The organism is Roseiflexus sp. (genome assembly GCF_057785375.1).
Genome location: NZ_JBYNRX010000023.1, coordinates 1 through 25,407, shown reverse-complemented (window position 1 = coordinate 25,407; position 25,407 = coordinate 1). Strand labels below are relative to the sequence as shown.

Sequence of the window (25,407 nt, the reverse complement as noted above, 5' to 3'; positions counted from 1 at the left end):
CGCTTGACAGTGCGAATGGAAATAATATAAAATATTAGTGTCACTCCCTCTTATGGGCAAAAACGCACCATGAACGATATTCCTCAACGTACCATGACCGAGCAAGTCATGGCGCGCCTGCGTGACATGATACTGAGCGGCGAACTTGCGCCAGGGTCGCGCCTTGATCAGAACGAACTGGCGCGGCGCTTCGGCGTCAGCCTGGTGCCGCTGCGCGAGGCGCTGGCGCGCCTGCAATCGAGCGGTCTGGTGCGGATCGTGCCGCACCGCGGCGTTTTCGTCGAGTCGTTGTCGGTCGACGAGTTGCTTGACATTTATCAGATGCGCGAGGCGCTCGAAGAACTGGCGGCGCGGCTGGCAGCGCCGCGCCTGAGCGCCGCCGACCTGACGACCCTCGATCGATTGAAAATCGAGATGGAACAGACCGCAACGATTGATGATTTCGATACATTCCTTGATCTCCACCGTGAGTTTCACTTCACCATCTACCGGGCGACGGGTCGGCGGCATCTGGTGCAGTCGATCACGCACCTCTGGGACCTGAGTGCGCGCTACCGGCGGTTTCAGTTGTACGCCTTTCCAGAGCGGGCGCGCGCGTCGCTGTTCGAGATCCAGGCGATCCTCGATGCATGTCATCGGCGCGACCCCGACGCGCTGGCGTGCATGGTGCGTTATAAAGTGCATCAAACCGTCATCAGTCTGCTCGATGTCATGCGTCGTGAACAAACGGTCGCCGCGCTGGTCAATGGAAAGCATGTCGAGACGCAGTAATACTAATGCGCGGTCATTCGTACCATACTGCCGGGACGCGCAGCGGAGCGCCAGGGCGCTGCGGGCTGAAGCCTGCGCTGAGGACGCGGCTCGACCTTGCTCACCGCACGCGGTTCGACGGCGCTCACCGCACGTGCAAGCTCCGTTGGGTCTGCTGACGCCAAGGCGCAGTCATGCGTCCACGACCGCCAAAGCGCGTTGTGGATTGTTACGCCTATCCGGGAAAGATTGCGGATTAGGTGAAGGCATTGCCTTCGCCTACCCGGTCGTATCTGAGGAAACAACCGTGGTTGTTGACAGGTGATGAGACGACGCGCGCTGATAGCCAACGTATTTGCTGCATTCGCCTTTATCGTCGCGGTTGGATGCGGCGTTGGCGGATGGACGGTCCGTCGCGGCGCTGTTACTCCGCCGCCGTTCGCTATCGACTTTGGCGTCGCGCAGGCGCTCGGTCGCCTCTCGACGGTTCCGGTCTGCTCGTATGCCACGTCATGTCTGCTCGATCCGTCCGGTCGTGATACCACGATCTATACCGTCTGGCTGATTCAGCGCCCAACTCAATCTAAGGCGCCGGTGCGCGCTCTTCGCCTGTTCAGCATTGTGATCGAAGACGGATCTTAAACCTTTTCTTGACAATTCGATCCGAAAATTATAAAATACACATATCTTCTCCATATCCGACGCACCTCGACGTGCATTCGCTTCGATGAGCCTGTGAGTAGAAAGACAGTGACGTCTGTTCCGCTGCCCGGTCTTCAATACTGGCCACGCCCGCCTGACCGGACTGCTGTCGATGACCACGATTACAACGGCGCCACGGGTGCTCTGTTTCGCTTTCTCGGAACCGAAGAGGTGATCTGGGGCGTCGTCGGGTTACTCTAGACTATCCGCATGGCAGACCGGGCTCGTCGCAGTGCCGCTCCACGACAACCGCGCCGGACATCTGGTTCGATATGCGCCTCGAAGATTGCTGGATTCCCGATGCACTGATTTGGTCCGATGGCAGCGTTCATGGACGCGATTTAGACCGATGGGACGCCGCTGACCGGTGCTGTCGGCGCCCTGCACACACTGCGTCTGGCGCGCGCAGCGTACCGCTCCGCCGCCGAACATCGGTCGGTGCGCCCTGACGAGTCATAAACCTGGTTTATGCCACGAAGAAAGGAGGCGCTCGCAGAGTCTTCGGTCAACCTCAGGCATTCAGATGCTTCTCGCACGCGTGCGACTATGGCGCCTGCATCGCAATCCATCGCACTGGCGGCATATCAGTATCAGGCGCAATCATCCCGGCACATGTAGGACAACAATGGAGGGACCCCATGACTACGCATCACGAGGAAGAACTTGCGCAGGAGTTCAAGCGACGCGGTTTGAGCCGACGAGAGATGCTCCAGATCGGCGCGCGCCTGGGGCTGAGCGGCGCAGCCATGGCGGCGGTTCTGGCGGCGTGCGGTCAGGCGCCGCAGCAACCAGGCGCAGGCGCTGCCCCTACCGCGCCTCCCGCACCGGAACCGACGCCGGTATCGCTCTTTGACCCCGAAGAAGGCAACAGCGGTTGGCCCACGAACGCCATTCCCGATCCGACCGAGCGGGTGGAGATCAGTGTAGCGCATTCCTGGGATGCCGTCTTCTTTGAGCGTCAGAAGCAGTTCGATGCGCTCTTCATGCAGCGCCATCCGAATATCGTCGTCAAAGCCGAAAATACCCCGTTCGGCGAGTATCGTCAGAAGTACGTCGCACAGGCGGCTGGCAACGCCCTGCCCGACATCATGTACTGCCAGTTCTCATGGGCGCAGGAGTTCATCAAGAATGGTCTGTTCCGCCCGCTCGACGACTATATCGCCAAAGAGAAGGATTTCAACCTGCAAGACTTCACCCTGCAATCGCTGGTGTCGTACCAGCGTGATGGCAAACTGTGGGGCATCCCGTATGATGAAGGTCCCGCCAATCTGTACTACAACAAGGACATTTTCGATGCCGCCGGCATTCCCTACCCGGACGAAACCTGGGACCTCGAAAAACTGAAGGAAGTCGCGCTGAAACTGACACAGGGCGAAGGTCCGAACAAGATTTTCGGGCTGGGTGAACTCCCCTCCCTGGGCGACTCGCTGGTCGCACCCCCCTACCTCATGCCTTTCGGTGCGCAATATCTGCGCGAACCCAAGGAGGATGAGTGCCTGATCAACCAGCCCGAAGCCGTTGCCGCCCTCGAATGGTGGCAGGAGTTGCGCGACAAGGGCGCGGTTCCCAGCCCGGCGGATTTGCAGAACGTTGCATGGCCCGCCTTCCAGTTCGGCAAGATCGCCATGACGATGCAGGGTTCGTGGGCGACCCCGCCGATCCGCGCTGGTGCAAAGTTCAACTGGGACATCGCCATGTGGCCCAGAGGTCCCAAGGCGCACGTCACCTTCTCCGCCGGCAGCGCCTATATGATCACGCGCGATAGCAAGAACCCCGATGCGGCATGGATCTATCTGAATGAATACCTCTCGACCGCCGGTCAGTCGTATATGTGGGGAATCACCGGGCGCGGCAGCCCGGCGCGCCTCTCGGCATGGCCCTCGTACCTCAATTCGAAGTTTGCCCCTCCTGGCGCGAAGTATGTTGAGCAGGCGATGCGCACGATCGCCAGCCACGACATCATCGACCAGCCGACCGGTCCACAGGTCACTCAGGCGGCGGGACCGATCTGGGATCTGGTGGTGGCGGGCCAGCTGAGTGTGAGGGAAGCGTGTGATCAGGTGTTCGCCGCAGTGGATCCGATTATTGCCATCAATCGGGCGTGAGGCGTCGGTAGTGGACGTGGGCTTCGACAGGCTCAGCCCCCGTCCATTCCGATGGACGAGGCAGGCGGGGGCTTCGACAGGCTCAGCCCCCGTCCATTCCGATGGACGAGGCAGGCGGGGGCTTCGACAGGCTCAGCCCCCGTCCATCCCACGACAGTCCAGGTACGATTTGGACATTGCGAGAACGGTCACGATCATGATTTCACCGTGGCGGGGGGATGCATGGCCATTCAACAGCAGATCGAGCAACCTGCGGCGCGACCGATGGGCAAGCCCAAATTGGGCAAACTGGCGCGTCGTGAAGAGCGTGAGTTCTATCTATTCATTTCGCTCTGGATCGTTGGATTTATCGCGTTCGATGCCGGACCGATCCTGGCGTCGTTTGTCATCAGTTTTACCAACTGGTCGATGATGACGCCGCCCAACTGGACGGGATTGCAGAATTATCAGCGATTGATTGCCGATCCACTCTTTTATACCGCAATGTGGAATTCGCTCTATTTCGGCATCGGCAGCGTCGGTTTCGGTCTGATCATCTCGTTTTTGCTGGCATTGCTACTCAATCAAAAAGTTCTGGGCATTTCGGTCTTTCGCACGATCTTCTATTTACCGTCGGTGGTCAGCGGCATTGCGGTGGCAATTCTGTGGATTATGATTTTGCACCAGGATTTCGGGCTGATCAACACGGTGCTCTCCTGGTTCGGCATCAAGGGACCGGGGTGGCTGGTGCAGCCACAGTGGGCAAAACCGGCGCTTATCCTGATGAGCCTGTGGGGCGCGGGCGGTTCGATGGTGATCTACCTGGCGGGCTTGCAGAGCGTGCCGCAGCACCTGTACGAAGCCGCATCGATCGATGGCGCCGGTCCGTGGATGAAATTCTGGAATGTGACCGTCCCGATGATGTCGCCGGTCATTTTTTATAACCTGATCGTCGGGTTCATTGCGTCGCTCCAGGGGTTTGTGCTGGTGCTGATCATGACCAACGGCGGCCCGGCGAATGCGACATTGATGTTCGGTCTGTACATCTACCGGGTGGCGTTCCAGTTCTTCCAGATGGGGTACGCTTCGGCGCTGGCGTGGATTCTGCTCGTCGTCATTATGGTCATTACGGCGCTGCAATTCCTGGGCGCGAAGTACTGGGTGTTCTACGAGGGTGAGACAGTGCGGTGAGGGTGGTTGACCCATTGGCGTTCGATGACGAGGGAGTTGTAATGAGTGCCAATCTTCAGCAAAGTACGATAACAACAGCGCAGGCGCAGCGTTGCCCTTTCCTCGGCATGCGCCATCAGCGGCTGGCGCAGCGGGTGATGGTCTATGCGCTGCTGTTAGCGCTCTCGGTGTTGTTCATCCTGCCCTTCATGTGGATGGTTTCGACCTCGCTGAAGAACAGCGAGGATGTCTTTACCTATCCGCCGAGTTTCTTTCCAACCACGTTTCTCTGGCAGAACTATCCGCGCGGCTGGACGATCCTGCCGTTCAATACGTTCCTCGTCAACTCGCTGATTGTGACGTTCGCCAATGTGATTGGCAACCTGATCTCCTGCTCGCTGGTAGCGTTCGGGTTTGCGCGCCTGCGCGCCCGCGGGCGGGGCATACTGTTCCTGGCGTTGCTGGCGACTCTCATGATCCCGCGGGAAGTGACCATTGTGCCGCGCTTTCTGCTCTTCAGCCAGATGGGTCTGGTCAACACCCTCTGGCCCCTGATCCTGCCGGCGTGGTTCGGCTATGCGTTCTTCATCTTTCTGCTGCGCCAGTTCTTCATGACAATTCCGACCGAACTGGACGACGCGGCGCGCATCGACGGCGCCTCGTTGCTGCGCATCTTCTTCGAGATCATTCTGCCGCTCTCGAAGCCGGCGCTGGCGACGGTGGCGATCTTTGCCTTTATCGGCAACTGGAGCAACCTGCTCGATCCGTTGATCTACATTCGCTCGCAGGACCTGTACACCCTGGCGCTCGGTCTGAACCTGTTCCGCGGGCAGAACTTTACGCAGTTCAACCTGCTCATGGCAGTGTCGATCATTACCCTGATTCCGGTGTTGACGGTTTTCTTCCTGTCCCAGCGCCTCTTTGTTCAGGGCGTGACCCTGACCGGCATGGGGGGACGGTAACAGGGCTATTCATCCTCAAACACCCAATTCTGCTGGCGCGCAATCTCGCGCAACGCGCGCGCCAGCGCGTCGATCTGCTTGAGCAACAAGCCGATTTTCATCGGCGCATTCTGGTCCTGACGCACCCATTTGATGAGGTCGCCTTCGGCGTGCGCCCGAAACAGCCGATCCGTCTCGTCGATCATCTGGTCGAGCGAGCGGATGCGGAAGACACGCGCTTTGTTCTTCGGCTGATTCTCGATCGTCTCGTCGGTGCTATCGGGGAACGCGGTGTGGTCATCATCCCACAAACCGGCGTCGCTCTCATCGTCGGACAGATCGCCGAGCGCGGCGCCTTTGAGGAGCGGATCGACGGATGGCGGGACGGGGATGCTGCTCGCGCCGTGCGGCATGGTCGCCGCCAGATCGACGCCCTGTTGCAGCGCATGGAGCGCATCGTCGAGCGAGAGATCGGGATTGGCGGCAAAGAAACTGGCCAGGCGGCTGATCTCGGCAGCCGACATACCCTCTTCGACGGCGGCGCGCGCCAGCTCGATCTGCGTGCGCTCGTTGGGGACGCGCCGCAGATGCTGCGCCTGGGTGACGTTCAGTTCGCCTTTGCGCAGATACTCCTGAATTTCGAGCGGCAGGTCGAGCAACCCCAGGTAGCGCCGCACCGTGCGCGGCGACAGCCCGACGAGGCGTGCAGTCATTTCATCGAGCGCGCCGTCGTTGTCAATGCCGCGCTCGATCGCAAGCTGCTCACGCAATTTCTGGAAGGCGCGCGCCTGTTCGAGGTCGTTCAGGTCGCGCCGTTGCAGATTTTCAGTCAACTGGCGCAGCAACACGCGCGGGTCGTCCGGGTCGAGCAGCACGCACGGCACCCGTTCCAGCCCCAGTTTCAACGCCGCCAGCCGTCGGCGGTTGCCGTACACCACGCGATAGCGACTGCGCCCGATGTCGATGACGCCGAGTGGCTGGAGCAACCCATACTCCGCGATAGTCGCTGCAAGCCCATCGATCTCGCCGGGGTCCTCGCGGACGCCCTGCGGATCCGGTTCGAGCGCCCGTGGATCGATCCAGAGAAGCTGCATATGTCCTCCATACAAGCGGCTTCCACCGCGCTCACCGTATGTGAACCTTGCACAAGCCGTCGCACGATTGGCGCGGGCTGAGCCCGTCGAAGCCCATGCGCGCCGTCAGGTGCGAGCATGTGGAGCATCAAGCGCGCGCAGAGGCGCGAAGATATTGCACATGATTTCGTTCAGAGGACGATTTCATCTGTGCCATGCTCGCTGCAAGCAGCGCTGGCGCGCCTCGCAATGACGGCAGCGCACAGTACAGATGTTCGGGGCGAGTATATCAGATGTTGCGCAGGGCGGCAAATCGTTTCATGCTATAATCGCAACTGCGCGCCTTTGCACAACGTCATGTTCTGTAACCGAGCATATGCTCATGCTCGTCTCACGAAGGATCAACGTTTGTGCAGCGACATGGAGGCCCCCCATGACCACACGACCGGCGTTGGTGCAGGAGATCGCCGATGCGCAACGAACGATCAGCGCGCTGACCGAAGAAATCACCGCTACCCGCAGTTATATCAGCGCCAATGAACAGGTTCTCCAGAGCCAGCCGCCGTCGCTGCGCGCCATCACCGAAGAAGGGCTGGCAAAGGCGCGCGCAAACCTGGCGCGCAAAGAGGCGGAATTGCAGATTGCCCAGCAGACCCTGGCAAATGCCCAGCGCACCCTGGCGAAGGTCGAGGAGATTGAGCGCAAACAGGGGGAAATCCGCAAACTCGAACAGGACCTGGCGACGATCAATGCGCTCCTTGAGCGCGCGCGCGGCGAACTCTCCCGCCTCGAAGGCGAATTGCTCGCCATGACCGCTCCGGTCGCGGTTCCTGCGTTTGCCCTGGCGCTGAGTGATGGGCGATCCATTCCGCTGCCGACCGACCGCGCTGAGTTGCTGATCGGGTGCCAGGACGCGGCGGACAGTATCTTTCCCGACGTTGACCTCGCGCCTTTCGATGGGCGCACGAGCGGCGTCAGTCGGCGCCATGCGACTCTGCGCTATGCCGGCGGTCAGTGGACGATCACCGATCTCGGCAGCGCCAATGGGACGTTTGTGAATGATAAGGCGCTGACGCCGCATACGCCGACGGTTCTGCCCGAAGGTTCGGTTATTCGCCTTGGCGCTTTCGTCGTCACCTTTCGCTCGCTGGCGCCGAATAAAACGGTACGGCTCTCATGACTGCGCTTTCACTCGCTGCACTTGTTGGTCTGGAATTGGCGCAGCAGGCGCTGCTCCTGCTGGCGGTCGAGCCGCGCCTGCGCGGCATCGCCGTCGGCGCGCCGGCGGGCGCGGGAAAGAGCAGCCTGGCGCGCGGCATGCGCGATCTGCTCTGCACTGGCGAGCGGTCGGTTCCGTTCGTGGAACTGCCGCTCGGCGTGGACGAAGCCGGATTGCTTGGCGGACTCGACATTGAGGCGACGCTGCGCGCCGGAAGGCGGGTGGCGCGCGCGGGGGCGCTGGCGCGCGCCGATGGCGGCATTCTCTATGCCGATCAGGTCAATCTGCTGCCCGACGCAATTATCAATCCGCTGATCGCCGCCATCGATACAGGCGAGGTGCGGCTCGAACGCGAGGGTCTCAGCATTCAGGCGCCGGCGCGCTTCGTTTTCATCGGCTCCTACGACCCCGCCGAAGGTCTGCCGCGCCGTCATCTGCTCGACCGGTTAGGGTTGTTGCTGGTGTTGCCGCGCGCGATGAATGAACAGGCGCGCACCGAGGTGGTGCGGCGCAACCTGGACCCGGCAGCGACGCAGGCGTATGCCGACGACCTCGATCTGCTGCGCGGGCTGGTGCAGGCGGCGCGTGAACAGTTGCCGCAGGTGCGGATCGAGGACGAGCAGATCGAACAGTTGGTGGCGATGGCGGCGCTCTGCGGCGTTGAGGGGCACCGCGCCGACGCTTTTGCGGTGTATGCCGCATGTGCTGCGGCAGCCCTCGGCCTGCGCGACCATGTTGAACAGGAAGACCTGGAACTGGCAGTGCGGCTGGTCATCCTGCCACGCGCGACACGTCTGCCGCCTCCGCCGGAACCGCTGCCGGACGAAGAACCACCGCCTCCGCCGCCTCCCTCCGACGCCGAGAACGATACCGCTGACGCGCCGCCTGAGCCGCCGTCGGAAGATGAGTTGACCATTCCGCCCGAACAGGTGCTCAGCGCGCTGGCTGCCGAACTGCCGGTCGAACTGGAGCAGTTGCCATTCCGTGCGCTACGCCGTGGGAAGACCGGGTCGCGCGGCACGGTGGCGGGGAAGCGGGGACGGCACATTCGCAGCATTCCCGGTGATCCGCGACGTGGACGGATCGACGTATCCGCCACGCTACGCGCGGCTGCGCCATTCCAGCCGTTGCGCCGCGCTCAGGCGGACGCAAACGCCGCGTCCGCCAGGGTGCTGTTGCGCGGCGACGATCTCCGCATCAAGCAGTACCGCAGCAAGGCGGGGGCGCTGTTCCTCTTTGCAGTCGATGCCAGCGGCAGCATGGCGCTGCACCGCATGCGTCAGGCGAAAGGGGCGGTGCACGCGCTTCTTCAGCGAGCGTATGTCCACCGCGACCGTGTGGCGCTGCTGGCGTTTCGTGGACAAAACGCCGAATTGCTGCTGCCGCCGTCGCAGAGTGTCGAACTCGCGCGCCGCGCCCTCGATCTGCTGCCGACCGGCGGCGGCACGCCGCTGGCAGCGGCGCTCCTGGCAGCCATCGAGGTGGCGCAGCAGGCGCGCGCGCGCGGCATTATGCAGACGGTGCTGGTGCTGCTCACCGATGGGCGGGCGAATGTCGGGCTGCGCGTCGGGCGCGAAGGGGTTGCCGACGAACTGCAAACCATCGGGCGCGCAGTGGCGGCGGCGGGCATTCAGACGATTGTGGTCGATACGCAGCGCACCTACCTGAGCCGCGGCGAAGCGCGCAAACTGGCGGAATGGCTTGCTGGCGAGTATGTCTACCTTCCCAATGCGCAGGGTGAACAGATCGCCGCGCTGGCGGTTGATCAGGTGGAGCGGTAAGGCGCGTTTCTTCTGTTTTACCTCGCCACAACCGGCAGGAATGCCCTCGGTGTCAGCGGCGTCAGCGACTCGATGGCGGCAAACACGTCGATACGCGGCTTCGTCAACCTGTTGCGCGTATCGGTGATGGGCTTGCCGGTGCTGATCAGCGCGGCCACATATCTATCCGGCGTATAGCCAGGGCGCGCGCTGCGCAGCAGCGCGAGCGCCCCGGCGACGTGCGGCGCTGCCATTGATGTCCCCGATTTGGGCGCAAACCCGCCCCCCGGCACAGACGATGTGATCGCCACTCCTGGCGCCAGCAGGGTCAGGAACGACGCGCTGTTCGAGAACGACGCCACCTGCTCCGGCGTTGTCTTGGTCGTTGCGCCAACGCTGACGACGTTCGACAGACATGCGGGCAGGCTGAGGGCGCTGGCGCTGCCGCCGTTCCCCGAAGAGGCGACAGTGATGATCCCCCGATTGCGCAGGACGGCAATGGCAGATTTCAGGGCGGCGCCAACCTCGCTGCTTTCACACGTCGCAACACTGCCGAACGTGCCCGCGCCTATGCTCAGGTTCACTGCTGCCAGCGGCGAGGTGAAGGACGTTGACGCCAGCCAGTCGAGCGCGCGCAGTTGGTCGGAGACGTAGCTCAATACGCACGGCGAAGGGAGCGAGAATGCCGAGCAGTTGGCGATCTTCGAAAAGATCTGCACGGCAATGATCGATGCTCCCGGCGCAACGCCGTCGTTCCCGGCGGCAATCCCGGCGACGTGTGTGCCGTGGTCGCATCCTGTAAACGCGCAAGATGCCGCTGCGCCAGGACCGATAACCTCGGTTCCTCCGCCGGGGCAAAGTGATGTTGCGCCATCACCGGAATTGTTGGTCGAGAAACATGCTTCGGCGACCACGCGCCCGCCAAGAAAGGGGTGCGCGGCATCGACGCCGGTGTCGAGAATGGCAATCGCAACGCCAGAGCCGGTGGTCTCGGCATGCGCCTGATCGGCGTGGATCAGGGCAGTGCTGCCCGTCAGATGCGGCACAGCCAGCATATCCTCTACGACAGAGGCGACCTGCGGATGATCGTCCAGCCGCTCGATTGCAGTGCGCGGCGCTTCCAGCACGATGACCGGAAGCGTGCGCAAACGGGCAACCTCGCGCGCGCCGGCGGCGGTTGCAGCGGCGGCAACATCCTCCTGTGCCTGGGCAATGCCGGGGAGCGCCGTACTCGCATCACCCTCCGCCGCCGGCGCGCGCAGCACGACGATCACCCGCGTGCTGCCGGCGGTCTCTGCTCGCCCTGAGTCAATCGGGAGGATCAGCGAGCCAGTCAGCAGAAGGATCAGAAGAAGGATTGAACGTAAGGAGCGACGACAGGAAGAAATCAACATATGTGCTATACCTTCTTGCGGTTGGCAGCCAGAACGCTGGTATCATGATACATGAACGCGAGGCGCAAGGAGATGTTGCATTCCTGGGGGCTATCGACATAACCTGCTCGCCGTCATTTCCAGCCCGTGAAGGCGGTCTTCGCTTTCCATAGCCCGCGGCGTATGGAGTTTGAATAATTATTCCGCTATCCGTTCGTCCGCCCGGCGGCTGAAGCCGCAGGCTCATGCTGCAAAGCCCGCCTACGCGGGCTAGATCTGGCGATATCGGATTATGTGCCCAACAACAGTATTTATTGGACAATCTCGTGATCGGCGCCAGCTGAGCCGGTCGAAGCCAACGCCAGCTGAGCCGGTCGAAGCCAACGCCAACCGTTCCACAGGTGCAAACGTGATTGTCCAGGTTGAGGTTGATCGTCCTATCAGAAGGAGAATCCCTTGATCATCGCACGATATGGCGCAGCGCTCTTGATCATCCTCCTGATGGCGCAGGTGTGGTTTATCGCGCCTCCCGCTCACGCCGCCGCCTCGAGCGGCGTGTTTCAGCCCGGTGCGTGTATGTTCGAACTTCCTGCTGGTGTGGTCGAAGGGCGTGATCTGGAATGCGGCTGGCTGCAGGTGCCGGAACGCCACGCGCAGCCGGAAGGTCCCGTCATTCGCCTGGCGGTTGCGATCATCAAATCGCGCGCCAGCGACCGTAAACCTGACCCGCTGGTGATGCTGCAGGGCGGTCCCGGCGGTTCGACGATCGACACCTACACCCAGATCCTCTTTGGTCCAGGCAGCCGCCTGCGTGATCTCCTCAACCGCGACATTGTGCTGTTCGACCAGCGCGGCGCGCTCTATTCCGAGCCGTCGCTCGTCTGCCAGGAGCAGCTGGAACTGGTCGAGCGCACCATCGAGCAGCGATTGACCTACGAAGAGTCGGATCGGCTGTCGCTCGAGGCGACAACCGCGTGTCGCCAGCGGTTGGCGGGTGAGGGGATCGATCTTTCGGCGTTCAACAGCATCGAGAATGCTGCGGATGTCGCTGCGCTGGCGCGTGCGCTGGGGTATGAGAAGATCAATCTCTATGGCGTTTCCTATGGCACATTGCTGGCGCAACACGTCATGCGCGACCATCCCGACGTTCTGCGCAGTGTGGCGCTCGATGCGGTCGTGCCGACCAGCGTCAATTATCTGCTCGAGGCGCCGCGCTCGCAAGACCGCGCCTACACGGAACTGTTCAATGCCTGCGCCGCCGATGCGGGGTGCCGGGCAGCCTACCCGAACCTGGAACAATCGCTGGTGACTGTGATCGATCGACTTAACCGCGAACCGGCGCGCGTGCCGATCACCGACAACAAAACCGGCAAAACGTACAACGCCGTCCTCGATGGCGACAGTTTCGCCAGCGTCCTTTTCCAGATCATGTACGTATCGAGTTTCATCCCGGCAGTCCCGCGGATCATCGATGACGCGACGCGCAACGATTTCCGTGTGCTGGGGCAGGTGCTGCCGATCATCGTTTTCGACCGCACGTTTAGCCTGGGGATGCACTATGCAGTGATCTGCGCCGAGGATGCCGACTTTTCACCCGAAGACGCGCGGCTGGAAGGGGTGCGTCCATTCATTGCACTCGATGGACGGCGCAGCCTCGACGGCTATCTGGAACGCTGCAATGTCTGGCAGGTTGATCAACTCGATCCGCTCGTCGATGAGCCGGTGTCCGGCGACATCCCGACACTCGTGCTCTCTGGCAAGTTCGACCCGATTACGCCGCCGGAGTTTGGTGATGTTGTGGCGCGCACCTTGAGCCGGGCATATGTCTACACCTTTCCCGATACAGGGCATGGCGCCGTCGGATCAAGCGCCTGCGCCGACGCCATGCTGAAGGCGTTTCTCGATAATCCATCACAGCCGCCGGACTCTTCCTGCATCGCTGAGAGTGCAGGTCCACGCTTTATCTCGCCGGAAACGGTCATTTTCACGCCGGTGACGTTTGCACTGGCGACACTCGACGCCGCCGGGCTGGCGCCGCTCGGCGCCTTCGTCGGCGCGCTGCTCCTGTTGCTCTCGGCGTGGATCGTCTGGCCCCTCGGCTGGTTGTTCCGCCTGATCACCGGCGGAAAAGCGCCGGAACCGTCCGTCGGCGCCGCCATTGCGCGCTGGCTGGTCGTGCTGGCGGGAGCAACGGGGGCGGTATTTGTCGGTATCACGCTCACCGCCATCGTGCAAATGGCAGTCGCCAATGATGCAACGATCTTCTACGGACTGCCGCGTTCTACGATGCTGGTCGCAACAATCTGGGGCATACCCGCGCTGGCGCTGGCGATTGTCGTCTGCGTGGCGCTCTCCTGGGCGCGCGGGTGGTGGTCGGGCATCGGGCGCGTTTATTATGCCCTGCTTGCGCTCTTCGCCATCGGGTGCGCAGCGGCGCTGGCATGGATGGGGGTGTATGGATAGAACCCGAAGAGTCTCCGCTCAGTTTCTCGTTTCCGGTTGGCGGTGCGCTCGATGGCCGGTAACGACCATCGCACGGTCGCCGGTCTGTTGCGGCATACGATGCAACACGCCTCACCGTGCGCGAAGTGCGGGCGTCTGAGTCAGGAGAATGCGGCAAGCATTGGCAGATAATGGGCAATCATCTCGCTCCCCCGGAAGAAACAGGAGAGGTTTAGTTTTTCGTTCGGCGCGTGCATATTGTCGTCGGGCAGTCCGAAACCGGTAATTACCAGCGGCGCACCCAGGGCTTCCTGAAAATCGGCAGCAATTGGCAGTGTTCCGCCGCCGATCATGCAGGCAGCGGGTGCGCCGAACGCCTGTTCAAACGCCTGTGACGCCGCCTGAACCGCTGCTGCGCGGTAATCGACGAGCACCGGACGCGATGCGCTCAGGACGCGCACATTGAGCGATACGGTCGGCGGCGCCCGATGGTGCAGAAAGTCGGTAACGCGCTGCGCAATATCCTGCGGGTCCTGATAAGGGACGAGCCGCATGGAGAGTTTTGCCGTCGCCTGCGCCGGAATGACGGTTTTCTTCCCCGGACCGGTAAATCCGCCGCTGATGCCATGAATGTCCAGCGTGGGTCGGATAGTGGCGCGCTCGATAGCGGAAAAGCCCGCCTCTCCCGCCAGTGCAGGCGCGCCGGTCATTGCCAGCAGAACGGCGTCGCTGAGCGGCAATGATGCCATCAGGCGTCGCTCAGCGTCATCCATTGCACGCACCCGGTCGTAGAAGCCAGGAACCTTCACCCGGCGCGTCTCGCCATCCTGTAACGATGCCAGCAATCGGACAAGAACGTTGAACGGATTCTCTACTGCGCCGCCAAACGTTCCTGAGTGCAGATCGCTGGCCGGTCCGCGCACTGTGATCTCCAGGTAACAGTTTCCCCGCGTTCCGTAAAGAATAAGCGGATGCTGCGGCGTCAGCATCGACGAATCGACCATCAACACGGCGTCGCATCGCAGACGATCCGCTTCGCTGTGGACAAAATGCCGCAATCCGACGCTCGATGTCTCCTCTTCCCCTTCGACGATCAGCCTGACGTTGATCGGCAGCCGTCCTGTGGCGTGCAGCCAGGCATCCAGCGCCGCAACTGCCGCCATGACCTGCCCTTTGTCGTCGGAGGCGCCGCGTGCGTAGAGGTTGCCATTGCTGGCAGTGGGTGCAAACGGAGGTGTGTGCCAGGCATCTACCGGATCGGCGGGTTGGACGTCGTAATGCCCGTAGATGAGGAGTGTCGGTGCAGTTGGTCCGGCATCCAGCCATTCGCTGAGGACGATGGGATGCCCGGATGTCGGAATGATCGCAGTGTGGCTCATGCCGGCGCCCCGCAGGCGGTCAGCCAGCCAGCGTGCAGCCATCGCCATATCCGCTGTGTGCGCCGGGTCCATGCTGATGCTGGGGATGGCAAGAAACTCGCACAACTCTGCCAGATGCGCATGCTGGCGATCACGCAGATGCGCAATGACTGTCGTTGACATCTTTGATCCGGCTAAACCAGGCATCGCGTTCTCCTTCACTCGACAATCCACGGCAGTCCCGTTACCGCAGCGCTGCGCTGTTCCGGGTCGGTGCGCACGTCAATGATCGCCGGCAATCCTGAATCGAACGCGCGCCGGATCGCCGGCGCAACGTCTTCCGGTCGTTCGACATGCTCGCCGTAGCCGCCGAGCGCTCGCGCCAGCTCGTCGTAGCGCGTCGGTCCCAGGTTCGTGCCGATCACGGCGGCGTCACCCCAGCGTCGCCGCTGACCATCGCGCGTCTCGCCCCAGCCGGCGTCATTGGCGATCACCACAACGATCGGCAGACGATGCCGCACGGCGGTGTCGAATTCCATGCCGCACAGTCCAAACGCGCCGTCCCCCATAATTGCCACAACCGGAGTGTTTGGGTGCGCCAGTTGTGCAGCGATTGCGAATCCCAACCCCACGCCGATGTGCCCGGTGCTGCCGACCCACGTCACACCGCCGGGGATGCAGGCGTCGAGATACTGAATGGCGAACGCTGCACTGTACCCGCCATCCACAACCTTGATCGCTTCGCGTGGCAGACACTTCGCCAGCGCCTGCATCAACTGAATTGAGTGCATCGGTCGTGCAGGATCGCGCGCCGCCAGATCGGCGGCGGTCTCTGCGCGCATGGCGGCGATGCTGCCGTGCGCCCGTGCGGGCCATTCCGTCTCCATCGCCCAACTGCCGCCCCCGGCGACCAGTTCGTTCAGTTGACGCAGCACCTGTGCTGCATCGCCAACGATGCCGACATTAATCGGGCGTGTCTTGCCGATGCTTTCAGGATGAATGTCCACCTGCACCACCGGCGCATCCATAGCGAAAAGTGGAAAGCGCCCATAGCCAATCGTCCAATCGAGTCGCGTACCGATCACCAGGAAGGCGTCCGCCATGGCTGCCGGAGCAGGATAGAACCCCGCCGAGAGTGGATGATCATCGGGAATGATGCCGCGCGCCAGGTTGCGACTCAAGACCGGTATACCGGTCGCCGCGACAAAACGGCGCAGTTCCTCTTCGCCGTGCGCCCACCAGACGCCGCTGCCAGCGATCAGGAGCGGTCTGCGCGCCTTTCGGAGGATGTCGAGCACTCGCCGCACCAGCGCCGGGTCGCCTGGCGGTCCCACAGTCACCCGGTAGTTCTGCGGAAAGGTGATGGCATCTTCATCGACAAGCGTGTGCATCACCTCCAGCGGAAAATCCAGGAACGCCGGACCAGGACGTCCAGTGGTGGCATGACGCATGGCGGCTGCCGTGTATTCGGGCAGCCGCCGGACATCGAAACATGTGCGCTGCCATTTGGTAATCGGGCGTACCAGGCGCACCTGATCGATCGCCTGCATCACGCCGATGTCGCGCCCCGCCAGCGACCCCTGCGCGCAGGCGATGATCATGGGAACCTGCGCTTCATACGCCACCTCGATGCCGGCCACCGCATTGACCAGACCTGGCGCAGCATCCACTGTGAGCAACGCAGGTCGGCGTGTGAACCGCGCAAACGCATCCGCCATGTGCGCGGCGTGCATCTCGTTGCGCACGTCAATCACTCGGATGCCCTCGTCGCGGCAGGCGTTGACCAGGTGGTAGTTGTGCCCGCCAACAATCGTAAAGGCATGGGTCACCCCCGCTTCGCGCAGGGTGCGCACTATGAGTCGTCCGCCATCGACACGACCTTTGGGTATGGCGGGACGTGTGGCGTTATCGCTGGTGATACTGGCAATAAATCTGACGAACTCCTCGTGCGGTATGCGATGGCGCAAACCAACCAACCCGGTGCGATCGGGCGGTCCGACGCGGCGACGCAGCGGCGGCGGGTCAGCGTCAGCCGTCTCGATAATGGCATCAACCACCTCCTGTGGGTCACTGCTCTGTTCCCAGGCAACGGCCAGCGCTTCCGCCATGCGCATGGCGCGCGCGTAGTACGGGCTGTCCGGTCGAATGGCAGACCGGGCAGCGGCAATGGCGCCAGCGGGCATGTCGGTTTTGAACATACCGCACGGCTGAATGACCGACACGTGAATGCCGAACGGCGCCACCTCGTGGTAAAGACAGTCGGAAAATCCCTCGACCGCGTGTTTGGTCGCAGTATAGACCGCCTGAAACGGAAACCCGACAACGCCGCTATCGGACGACAGATTGATGATATGCCCGCGACCAGCATTGCGCATATGAGGAAGAACCGCCTGGGTTACGAGGATCATCCCGATGATATTGACATCGAACAGGCGGCGGATGTCGTCCAGGTACGCTTCTTCCAGCGGACCGCCGTGCCCCAGGCCGGCATTGTTGACCAGTATATCGATGCGCTGGAAGTGCGTCGCCGCCGTTTCGACAGCGCGCCGGATCGCGGCAGGGTCTGTCACGTCCATTGCCAGGCGCAGCAACCGCGCAGGGTCGTCCGCATGCAGATGGGTAAGGAGATCCGTGCTACGGTCAGTGGCGACGACACGCTCGCCGCGTTCGATCAGGCGTTGCGCCAGGCGTGCGCCGAATCCGCTCGCGCAACCGGTGATCAGCCAGGTGCGTTGTGAACGGGTCATACGATTCATCGTCGCCTCCTTGCGACTCAACTGAGCAGACGAGTGATCGGCATTGCCCACAGGTTCGGGTCCAGCCGCTCCAGTCGTTCGCCGGGGTATGCGACAAGTCCGCCGCGCCAGCGCCCCCCGAACTCCGCCGCCAGTCGCCGCAATGCCGTTGCCTGAGACAGCCGGACTTCTGGTGAGGATTTGACCTCTACACCCCATATGCCAGAGGTTGTTGTCAGCAACAGGTCAACCTCCAATCCGCTATGGGTGCGGTAGAACCAGCAATCCGCCTGCACGCCAGTGGTGCGCAGCCACTTCAAGCATTCGCCCACGACATAACCTTCGAGCAGCGCTCCGCTGGCTTCGCCCCAGTACCCCGTCTGGTAGCGCCACAATCCGGGATCGATCCAGTAGAGTTTCGGGGATTTCACCAGGCGCTTGCCGGGACTCTCGAAATAGGGCGGGAGCACAAAGACCTGATACGATAGTTGCAGGTAGTTCAGATAGTTGCGCGCCGTGCCAGGGCTGATATCCGCATCGCGCGCCAGATCGGCGTAAGAAAGCGTTTGACCGGATCGCAACGCCGCCAGGCGCATAAACCGTCGGAATGGCAGGAGTTCGTCCAGTCGCGCCAGATCTGCCAGGTCGCGCTCCAGATACGTGTTGGCGTAGGATGCCAGCCAGTCCCGTCGATCGCTGTCTGTCAGTTCCAGCAATCCCGGCATGCCGCCCCAACGCAGTCCATAGTCGAACCAGAAAGCGCGCCGGTACGCTTCATCACCGAGCAGAACCAGCGGCTGATCGCTCAGGAGCGCGTCGGCATCTCCTTCTTCCTCGATCAACCGCGCCAGGAGCGGCGGCGCCGACGGATGCTCGCCGCCGACCAGCTCCGACAGCATCAGGGGCCATAATTCGTAAATGAACACGCGACCAGCCAGCGTCTCCCGGATGCGCTGGAGCATGACTATCTGCGACGATCCGAGGAGGACGCTGAAGTTGATCTCTCTCTGGTCATACGCGAACTTGATCTTCTCGAAAATGGCGGGTTCTTTTTGGGCTTCATCGAGCACCGCCTCGCCAACGGTTGCACCCCAGGCGCGTGTGGGAAGTTCGCGCAATCGGACGCGCTCCTCGGCTTCATCGAGCGATACATACCGCAACTGCGCATAAAGGCGACGCGCCAGCGTAGTTTTGCCCGTCTGCCGCGCTCCGGTGATCATCACCAGGCGACGCGTCGTCGGTCCGGGCAGGCGATGCTGAATTTGACGGAAAATCGTCATTGGCGTTGTTGATTTTCCTGGAAAATCGACAACAACAGTATATCATATTCAATACAGATGGTTGAAGAAATCAATCAATACCGCATTTGCTGCCGCATCCGGCAGGGTATCGAGCACCTCGTTGATCAACGCCATCTCCTGCGGCAACGCACCCGGCTGCAACCCGACCGCTGCCAGCAACCCCTCGACAACCGCTGGCGACGGGTCCTGCGCAAGTGTCTCAATGATCGAATGCACCAGCGCCGGATCAATCGGCGGCATCTGCCGCACCTCTTCCACGCAGGCGGCGATGTCGGCGAGTAACGCTTCGACATTGTGCGCTACGCCATAGGTGACCGAGATGTGCAGGTTACGCGGCGAGCGCGGCGTCGAGAACTGTGGCTGAAGATACCACCCGCGGCGGCGTAGCGCATCCGCCAGTTGAAAGACATTGATCGCGTTCGAGGCGAAAGAAAACATGCTCATCGCCGGATGTCCCAGCACATACAGACTGTCAATCGCATTGATGCCCGCCATCAACCGCTCTGTCGCCTGCTGCACAGTCGCAACCATCTCGCGGTACCCCGCCTCGCCCAAATAGTGCAGAATTGCCCACGCCCCCGCGATTGGTCCCGCCGAACGCGAACTGAGCGCCGTGGGATTGATGATCGTATAAGCCGTTGTGTCGGTCGAGGCAAAGATCTGATACCGCCGCAGGCTGCGATCACGGTAAAGCACGACTGAGACACCTTTCGCAGAATACCCGTATTTGTGCAGGTCAACCGAGATCGACGTAACGCCGGGAACGCTGAAGTCGAACGGCGGGATCGTGCGACCAATCTGGCGCAGAAAGGGGAGATACATCCCGCCGACGCACGCATCGACGTGGCAGAGCGCGCCGTGCTCCTGCGCCAGCGTCGCGATGACAGGCACGGGATCGATCACGCCCTGCGAGTAGCACGGCGCCGACGCAACCAGCAGAATGGTATTTTCGGTGATTGCCGCGCGCATTGCTGCAATATCCGCCTCGAACGTCGCCGGGTCGAACTCGACGACCACCGGTTTGACGCCGAGGTAGTGCCCTGCCTTGTGAAAGGCAGCGTGCGCAGTACGTGCCAGAACCATTTCTGGCTGTGCGATCTGCGGTCGGTGCGCCCGCGCCCAATCGCGCGCCGTTTTGACCGCCAGCAGAATGCTCTCTGTGCCGCCGCTCGTCACGTTGCCTGCCACATGCTCGTCGCCTTGCAGCAACCCGGCGACCATGCGCACAACATCGCTCTCCAGTTGCGCCACGCTTGGAAAGGTCGTCGGGTCCAGACAGTTTTCACTGAGATAGAGCACATACGCATCATTGACCACTGTGACAGCAGTGGCATCCGGCTGATAGACATACGCAAAGACTCGACCGGATCGCCAGTCCATATCGTATGCCTTGAAACTGCGCAACATCGCCATAATTTCGTCTGGCGTCCTGCCATCAGGTGGAATGTTCACGAAGGCGTCCTTTCCAGCGCAAGGTCGCGCCCGACGGCGCGTTCCAGCGGATATTTCCACATGAAGAAGGCGATGAGCAGCGCTGCAATAATCGGCGTTCCGCCGATCAGAAAGCGCACTCCCCATGCGGCGCTTGCGGGTTGCACGTCGCTGCCCGCAATATACCCCGACAGTGACAGCACCGAGGCGAAGAGCACCCCCTGCGCTGAAAATGCCAGTTTGGTGATGCCGCCGTTGATGCCGAAGAAGATCCCCTCGCGCCGGTAGCCGTGCCGCGTGGCATCATCGTCGATAACCTCCGAAATCAGCGGAAATGGCATGATCATCGAACCCGCCAGTCCAGGCACGACCAGCAGCGTGCCGATCAATCCGGTGGAGAAATCATTCGCCAGGATCATCGCAATGAATCCGGGGATGAAACAGAAACTGGTGATGATCCACGCCCGCCGCGGTCCGATCCGTGCGACCATCGGGCGCCAGATCAGCAGCATCGGAATGGTCAGCAGGATTGGGACGCCGAGCAGAATTGCTTCGGCATCGCCGCCGCTCAGTCGCACACCGAAGACCTCGATCTGCCCCTGAATACCAAGTGCGTATTTGCGCCAGAAGGGAAGCATTGCCGCCAGCACCAGCCAGATATATTCCTTGGCAATGTTGGCGCCGATGAACCAGCGGAACGGACGACTGGAGAGCGCAATGCGCAGCGAGTCGATCAACCCGATGCGATCATCTTTGATCTTGCCGAGGTCTTCGCGGACGCCGGTCATCGAGATCAGGTAGCCTATCGCCACCAATGCGCCCATTATGGCGCCCATCCAGACGTACCCAACCCCTTCCGCCAGGATTGGCGCAAGGATGAAGGAGAGGAGGAGCGCAATTGTCGCGAGCACTTCCCGCACGGCGGAAAGATCGATGCGCGCTTGCAGGTGTGGCGCCACTTCCGGGAAGAGTGCGTTGTAGGCAATGATCGTCAGGCTGTAGAGGGTATCGAAGATGAACAGGATGATCAGAAAGTAGGCGGCGAGTATCCATGGCGACTGCCCCGGCGGCGTCCAGAGAAAGAAGAACGAGAGGCCGAGCGGCACTGCTCCGAAGAGCACATATGGCACACGTCGCCCGATCGGTGTGCGCGTGCGGTCGGACAGTTGTCCCATAAGCGGGTCGTTGATCGCGTTCCACAAGCCGTAGATTGTCCAGATCACGCCCGCCGCAGCCGCATTCAACCCCAGCACATCGACATAGTAGAACTGAATGCGGTTCCCAAACACCTGATAGGCGATCGTATTGGCGAAGTTGCCCATGGCATAGGTGATGTAGCGGAACAGTCTGCCCATGCCTGCGTTCCTCCTTGAACCTGTTGATCGATAACACCGGCGTTATAACCCGCGTATGCGTTTCTCGAACAGGTTGGCGCGAACACACCAGGATGCAAAGTTTGCGAGCAATTCAACCAACACCTCTTTGCGTCTTCGCGCTTGTGCGCCAGCCTGTCTAAAAATCTTTCAGGTTTTCTGATCGCCTGCGGAATCGTCCGGCAAGCCAAGCATACGCGCTGTATAGGCATGCATGAAACGTCTGAATACCGCTACCTGTTCGGGAGTCGTCGGATCGACGCGCGCGCCGGCTGCGTCGAGAGGGCTGCCGGCAAAGTAGCCATAGAGCATCCAGACAAAACCGGTCAGGATGAGGCGCAGATCGACATCTGCCGACGCGATCGTCCCGGCTGCCTGCGCACGTTTCAGCAGTGCGAGCGCCATATCGTACAGCGGCAACGAAACTTCCGCCTCAAGCGCGACCGGCGACTCGTCTCGCTCCAACCAGCGACGCAACCATAGACGCGGTGTTTCCGGCTGTTCGAGGGTCAGATCGACCAGTGCGTCAACCAGGGCGTTCAATCGTCTTCGAAGCGCATCGGGATCGGCGATGTCGTCGTCTGTCACGTGTTGCGTGTACACCGCGATGATCGCACGCTCCCGCTCCGCCAGGCGCCGGAAGACAGCGCGGTAGAGTTCCGATTTGCTGCCGATATGGTAGTGGATCGTGGCAACATTCAGCCCAACCGCTGCCGCGAGCGTGCGCATCGAAAGGCCGTGGTAGCCGTGTTCGGCAAAGAGAGTGGCGGCAACGCTCAAAATGCGCTCGACGGCGCTGCCATCTGTTTCGTGCGACGCTGCATCCATACGGAGAAGTGTTTCGCTATGAAGACACCCTGCAACCTGTTGTGCGAATGCACAGACAGGACGGAGAACAGGGATTGCCGCCTGCTATGGATGGTCAATCAAGCGTTTGATGGAATACATAGAGTATATTCAACCCCGGTGACCTTTGTCAAGATGCAATACATCCAATCGGTCTGAGATCGTCTCGATCCGTGCGAATCTGCGTTCGATCACACGCTATGCTGGTGGGATCTCTGCGCGCTCGATAGCATAGGGGCAAGAATGGGCGCTCAACTGCCGACTGTGATAACGACGCAACCTTGAACGTCCTCTCTTCGTCTCACCAGCGGATGTGTGTTGAGGAGTTCCCCATATGCTGAGACCTCGTTGGCGCAAAGTGTTCGCCGATGTCTGGAGCAATAAGACGCGCACCATGCTCGTGGTGCTGTCGATTGCCGTCGGCGTGTTCGCAATTGGCGCGATTGCCGGCGCCAATGCGCTGCTGACCCGCGAAATGACCGCAGCGTACCTGGCGGTCAATCCTGCCGACATCTCGATCTATCCTGATGCGTTCGACGATGAGTTGGTGCGCACGGTGCGCCGAATCCCTGGCGTGGCGGATGCCGACGGCAGGCGCACGATCAGCGTGCGTCTCCAGACCGGACCCGACCAGTGGCGCGATATGACGATCTATATCGTGCGCGACTTCGAGGATATGCGGATCAACAAAATCTTGCCCGTCGAGGGCGCCTGGCCCCCGCCACCCCGCACCCTGCTGGTTGAACGCGCGTCACTGCCGCTTACCGGCGCCAGTATTGGCGATACGGTGACCATCCGATTACCTGATGAGACCCTGCGTCGGATGCAGATTGTCGGGACGGTCGCCACGCCAAATCTTCCCCCGGCCATGCTGTCGAACCAGACGTATGCCTTTGCGTCCTTTGGAAATCTCGAGTGGCTCGGTCAACCGGAGTTTTATGATGAATTGAACATCACCGTGACCGGTGACCGCTTCGATAAGGAGCATATCGCCGACGTTGCTGCGCTGGTGCGGAACAAAATCGAGAGCAGCGGTCGCACGGTCTACTTTACCTATCTCCCCGAACCGGGGCGGCACCCGGCTCACCAGGTGCTGCAACCGCTCTTCCTGTTGCTCGGTTTTCTCGGCGCTCTTTCGTTGTTTGCCAGTTGTTTCCTGGTTGTCAACACGATCTCGGCGCTGCTGACCCAGCAGGTGCGGCAGATCGGCGTGATGAAAGCCGTCGGCGCGCGCACGAGCGATGTGGTCGTCATGTACCTGATGAGTGTTCTGCTGCTGGGGGTTATGGCGCTGCTGCTGGCGATGCCGCTGGCATACCTGGTCGCCGCCGGTCTGACGATCCTTATTTCGGGACTGATGAACACCGATGTGACCAGCCTGGCGATGCCGCTGGAAGTCTGGCTGATCATGATTGCCGTAGGGCTGGTTGTACCGTTACTGGCAGGGATCTTCCCGGTCTTCGGCGGCGCGCGCGTAACGGTGCACGAAGCGATCAGCGGCTATGGCCTGGGGAAAGGCCGCTTTGGGCGCGGTCGCATCGATCATCTGCTGCAACGCATCCATGGGCTTTCTCGCCCGCTGATGTTGTCGCTTCGTAACACGTTCCGGCGCAAAGGGCGGCTGGCGTTGACCATGGTGACGCTCACCCTCTCCGGGATCATCTTCATGTCGGTGTTCAGTGTACGCGACTCGATGCAGTTGACGCTCGACGATGCATTGAAATACTTCAATTTCCACATCCTGGGCGTCTTCAGCGGCTTCTACCGCACCGAGCAGATTGAACGCGAGGCGCTGGCGGTCCCCGGCGTCATCGCCGCCGAAAGCTGGGGCTTCGATACCGTGCGCCGGGTGCGCCCCAATGACACCGAGAGCGACTCGCTCACCATGTACGCCGTTCCTGCCGAAACGCGCATGATCATCCCGACGGTTCTCGAAGGGCGCTGGCTGCTTCCCGAGGATGAAAATGCGCTGGTGATCAACTCAAGCGTACTTGGCCTCGAGCCCGACATTAAGGTCGGCGATACGGTGACGCTGAAGATCAACCGGCGCGAAACGGAATGGAAAGTCGTCGGTATCGTGCGCGGCATTGGCGGGCAGGCGATTCTGTATACCCACTATCCGTACTTTGCTCGCATTCGCGGCTTTACCGGGCGCGCCGCTGCCGTGACTTTGCAGATCAATCCTTCTGACGCAGCAAACCAGGAGCGGATAGCAAAGGAACTGGAAGCGCACTACAAATCGGTCGGCATCCGCCTGGGCGGAACCCTGACTCTTTCGTTGCTCCGGCAGCAGAATGAACTCTTCTTCAATATTCTGATCGCGTTTCTGCTGGCAATGGCGTTGCTGTTGGCAATTGTCGGCGGGTTGGGCTTGATGGGAACAATGAGCATTAATGTGCTTGAACGCACCCGCGAGATTGGCGTGCTTCGCGCGATTGGCGCCTCGAACGGCGCGGTGCAACGCATCGTCGTCACAGAAGGCATCATCATCGGGGCGCTGAGCTGGGCGCTGGCAATGATCGTTGCTGTGCCGCTGGCAAAGGTGATTTCCGATAGTGTGGGCATGGCGTTCTTCCAGACGCCGCTCAGTTTCTCGTTCTCGATCAGTGGTGCGCTCATCTGGCTGGCGCTCGTAACGATCATCGCCGCGATCGCCAGCCTGCTGCCGGCATACAACGCGACGCGCCTCACCGTCCGCGAAGTGCTGGCGTATGAGTAATTCCGAAAAGCCGGGTAGGCGAAGGCATTGCCTTCGCCTACCCGTTGACAATGGCATTGCCTTCGCCTACCCGTTGACAATGGCATTGCCTTCGCCTACCCGTTGACAATGGCATTGCCTTCGCCTACCC

At 61.4% G+C, this 25,407-nt stretch carries 18 protein-coding genes; 10 read left to right on the top strand and 8 right to left on the bottom strand.

The annotated features are described in order from the left end of the window. Window positions 1-93: 93 nt before the first annotated feature. The 6 genes from AC3EA7_RS03970 (at window position 94) to AC3EA7_RS03945 (ending at window position 5,668) form a co-directional block, all read left to right on the top strand. A complete protein-coding gene (locus AC3EA7_RS03970) occupies window positions 94-771 on the top strand; it encodes a GntR family transcriptional regulator (RefSeq protein ID WP_488612733.1) in 678 nt (225 codons plus the stop codon). A gap of 303 nt (window positions 772-1,074) precedes the next feature. Next, window positions 1,075-1,392 carry a hypothetical protein gene (locus AC3EA7_RS03965; RefSeq protein ID WP_488612760.1) on the top strand — a complete coding sequence of 106 codons (318 nt, stop codon included), beginning with the start codon at window positions 1,075-1,077 and terminating at the stop codon, window positions 1,390-1,392. A gap of 93 nt (window positions 1,393-1,485) precedes the next feature. Continuing rightward, complete coding sequence (locus AC3EA7_RS03960; protein ID WP_488612732.1) at window positions 1,486-1,653, top strand: hypothetical protein; 168 nt, start codon at window positions 1,486-1,488, stop codon at window positions 1,651-1,653. Window positions 1,654-2,090: 437 nt separating this feature from the next. Continuing rightward, window positions 2,091-3,557: an ABC transporter substrate-binding protein gene (locus tag AC3EA7_RS03955; protein ID WP_488612731.1), complete on the top strand. Its 1,467-nt coding sequence runs from the start codon at window positions 2,091-2,093 to the stop codon at window positions 3,555-3,557. Window positions 3,558-3,779: 222 nt separating this feature from the next. After that, window positions 3,780-4,727: a carbohydrate ABC transporter permease gene (locus tag AC3EA7_RS03950; RefSeq protein WP_488612730.1), complete on the top strand. Its 948-nt coding sequence runs from the start codon at window positions 3,780-3,782 to the stop codon at window positions 4,725-4,727. A gap of 41 nt (window positions 4,728-4,768) precedes the next feature. Continuing rightward, a complete protein-coding gene (locus AC3EA7_RS03945) occupies window positions 4,769-5,668 on the top strand; it encodes a carbohydrate ABC transporter permease (protein ID WP_488612729.1) in 900 nt (299 codons plus the stop codon). 5 nt (window positions 5,669-5,673) lie between these two features. On the opposite strand, the gene AC3EA7_RS03940 is transcribed toward AC3EA7_RS03945, so the two are convergent. Then, window positions 5,674-6,741 carry a ParB/RepB/Spo0J family partition protein gene (locus tag AC3EA7_RS03940; RefSeq protein WP_488612728.1) on the bottom strand — a complete coding sequence of 356 codons (1,068 nt, stop codon included), beginning with the start codon at window positions 6,739-6,741 and terminating at the stop codon, window positions 5,674-5,676. A gap of 412 nt (window positions 6,742-7,153) precedes the next feature. Between AC3EA7_RS03940 and AC3EA7_RS03935 the strand changes: the two genes are divergently transcribed. Beyond that, window positions 7,154-7,900, top strand: coding sequence for an FHA domain-containing protein (locus AC3EA7_RS03935; RefSeq protein ID WP_488612727.1), 747 nt, complete (start codon window positions 7,154-7,156; stop codon window positions 7,898-7,900). Further along, window positions 7,897-9,720 (top strand): magnesium chelatase ATPase subunit D, encoded by a 1,824-nt coding sequence (gene bchD / locus AC3EA7_RS03930; RefSeq protein WP_488612726.1) that lies wholly within the window; start codon window positions 7,897-7,899, stop codon window positions 9,718-9,720. The genes AC3EA7_RS03935 and bchD overlap by 4 nt, the downstream gene beginning before the upstream one ends. Window positions 9,721-9,737: 17 nt before the next feature. Here the strand turns inward: bchD and AC3EA7_RS03925 are convergent, their stop codons facing one another. After that, the gene (locus AC3EA7_RS03925) at window positions 9,738-11,093 is read right to left on the bottom strand and encodes a S8 family peptidase (protein ID WP_488612725.1); all 1,356 of its coding nucleotides are present in this window, start codon (window positions 11,091-11,093) and stop codon (window positions 9,738-9,740) included. A 435-nt stretch (window positions 11,094-11,528) separates the two neighbouring features. Here AC3EA7_RS03925 and AC3EA7_RS03920 point away from each other — a divergent pair, with 435 nt between their 5' ends. Further along, entirely contained in the window at window positions 11,529-13,535 is a 2,007-nt protein-coding gene (locus AC3EA7_RS03920; protein ID WP_488612724.1) for an alpha/beta hydrolase, read from the top strand. A 140-nt stretch (window positions 13,536-13,675) separates the two neighbouring features. On the opposite strand, the gene AC3EA7_RS03915 is transcribed toward AC3EA7_RS03920, so the two are convergent. The 6 genes from AC3EA7_RS03915 to AC3EA7_RS03890 all read right to left on the bottom strand — a co-directional run bounded on the left by AC3EA7_RS03915 (window position 13,676) and on the right by AC3EA7_RS03890 (window position 22,540). Then, window positions 13,676-15,055 carry a dipeptidase gene (locus tag AC3EA7_RS03915; RefSeq protein WP_488612723.1) on the bottom strand — a complete coding sequence of 460 codons (1,380 nt, stop codon included), beginning with the start codon at window positions 15,053-15,055 and terminating at the stop codon, window positions 13,676-13,678. Between the two features lie 35 nt (window positions 15,056-15,090). After that, a complete protein-coding gene (locus AC3EA7_RS03910; protein ID WP_488612722.1) occupies window positions 15,091-17,628 on the bottom strand; it encodes an SDR family NAD(P)-dependent oxidoreductase in 2,538 nt (845 codons plus the stop codon). Window positions 17,629-17,645: 17 nt separating this feature from the next. After that, complete coding sequence (locus AC3EA7_RS03905; protein ID WP_488612721.1) at window positions 17,646-18,887, bottom strand: ATP-binding protein; 1,242 nt, start codon at window positions 18,885-18,887, stop codon at window positions 17,646-17,648. Window positions 18,888-18,935: 48 nt separating this feature from the next. Continuing rightward, window positions 18,936-20,360 carry a pyridoxal phosphate-dependent decarboxylase family protein gene (locus AC3EA7_RS03900; protein WP_488612720.1) on the bottom strand — a complete coding sequence of 475 codons (1,425 nt, stop codon included), beginning with the start codon at window positions 20,358-20,360 and terminating at the stop codon, window positions 18,936-18,938. Further along, window positions 20,357-21,694: an MFS transporter gene (locus tag AC3EA7_RS03895; protein WP_488612719.1), complete on the bottom strand. Its 1,338-nt coding sequence runs from the start codon at window positions 21,692-21,694 to the stop codon at window positions 20,357-20,359. The genes AC3EA7_RS03900 and AC3EA7_RS03895 overlap by 4 nt, the downstream gene beginning before the upstream one ends. A gap of 168 nt (window positions 21,695-21,862) precedes the next feature. Next, window positions 21,863-22,540 (bottom strand): TetR/AcrR family transcriptional regulator, encoded by a 678-nt coding sequence (locus AC3EA7_RS03890; protein WP_488612718.1) that lies wholly within the window; start codon window positions 22,538-22,540, stop codon window positions 21,863-21,865. Between the two features lie 352 nt (window positions 22,541-22,892). Here AC3EA7_RS03890 and AC3EA7_RS03885 point away from each other — a divergent pair, with 352 nt between their 5' ends. Continuing rightward, entirely contained in the window at window positions 22,893-25,277 is a 2,385-nt protein-coding gene (locus AC3EA7_RS03885) for an FtsX-like permease family protein (RefSeq protein WP_488612717.1), read from the top strand. The last annotated feature ends 130 nt before the right edge of the window (window positions 25,278-25,407 follow it).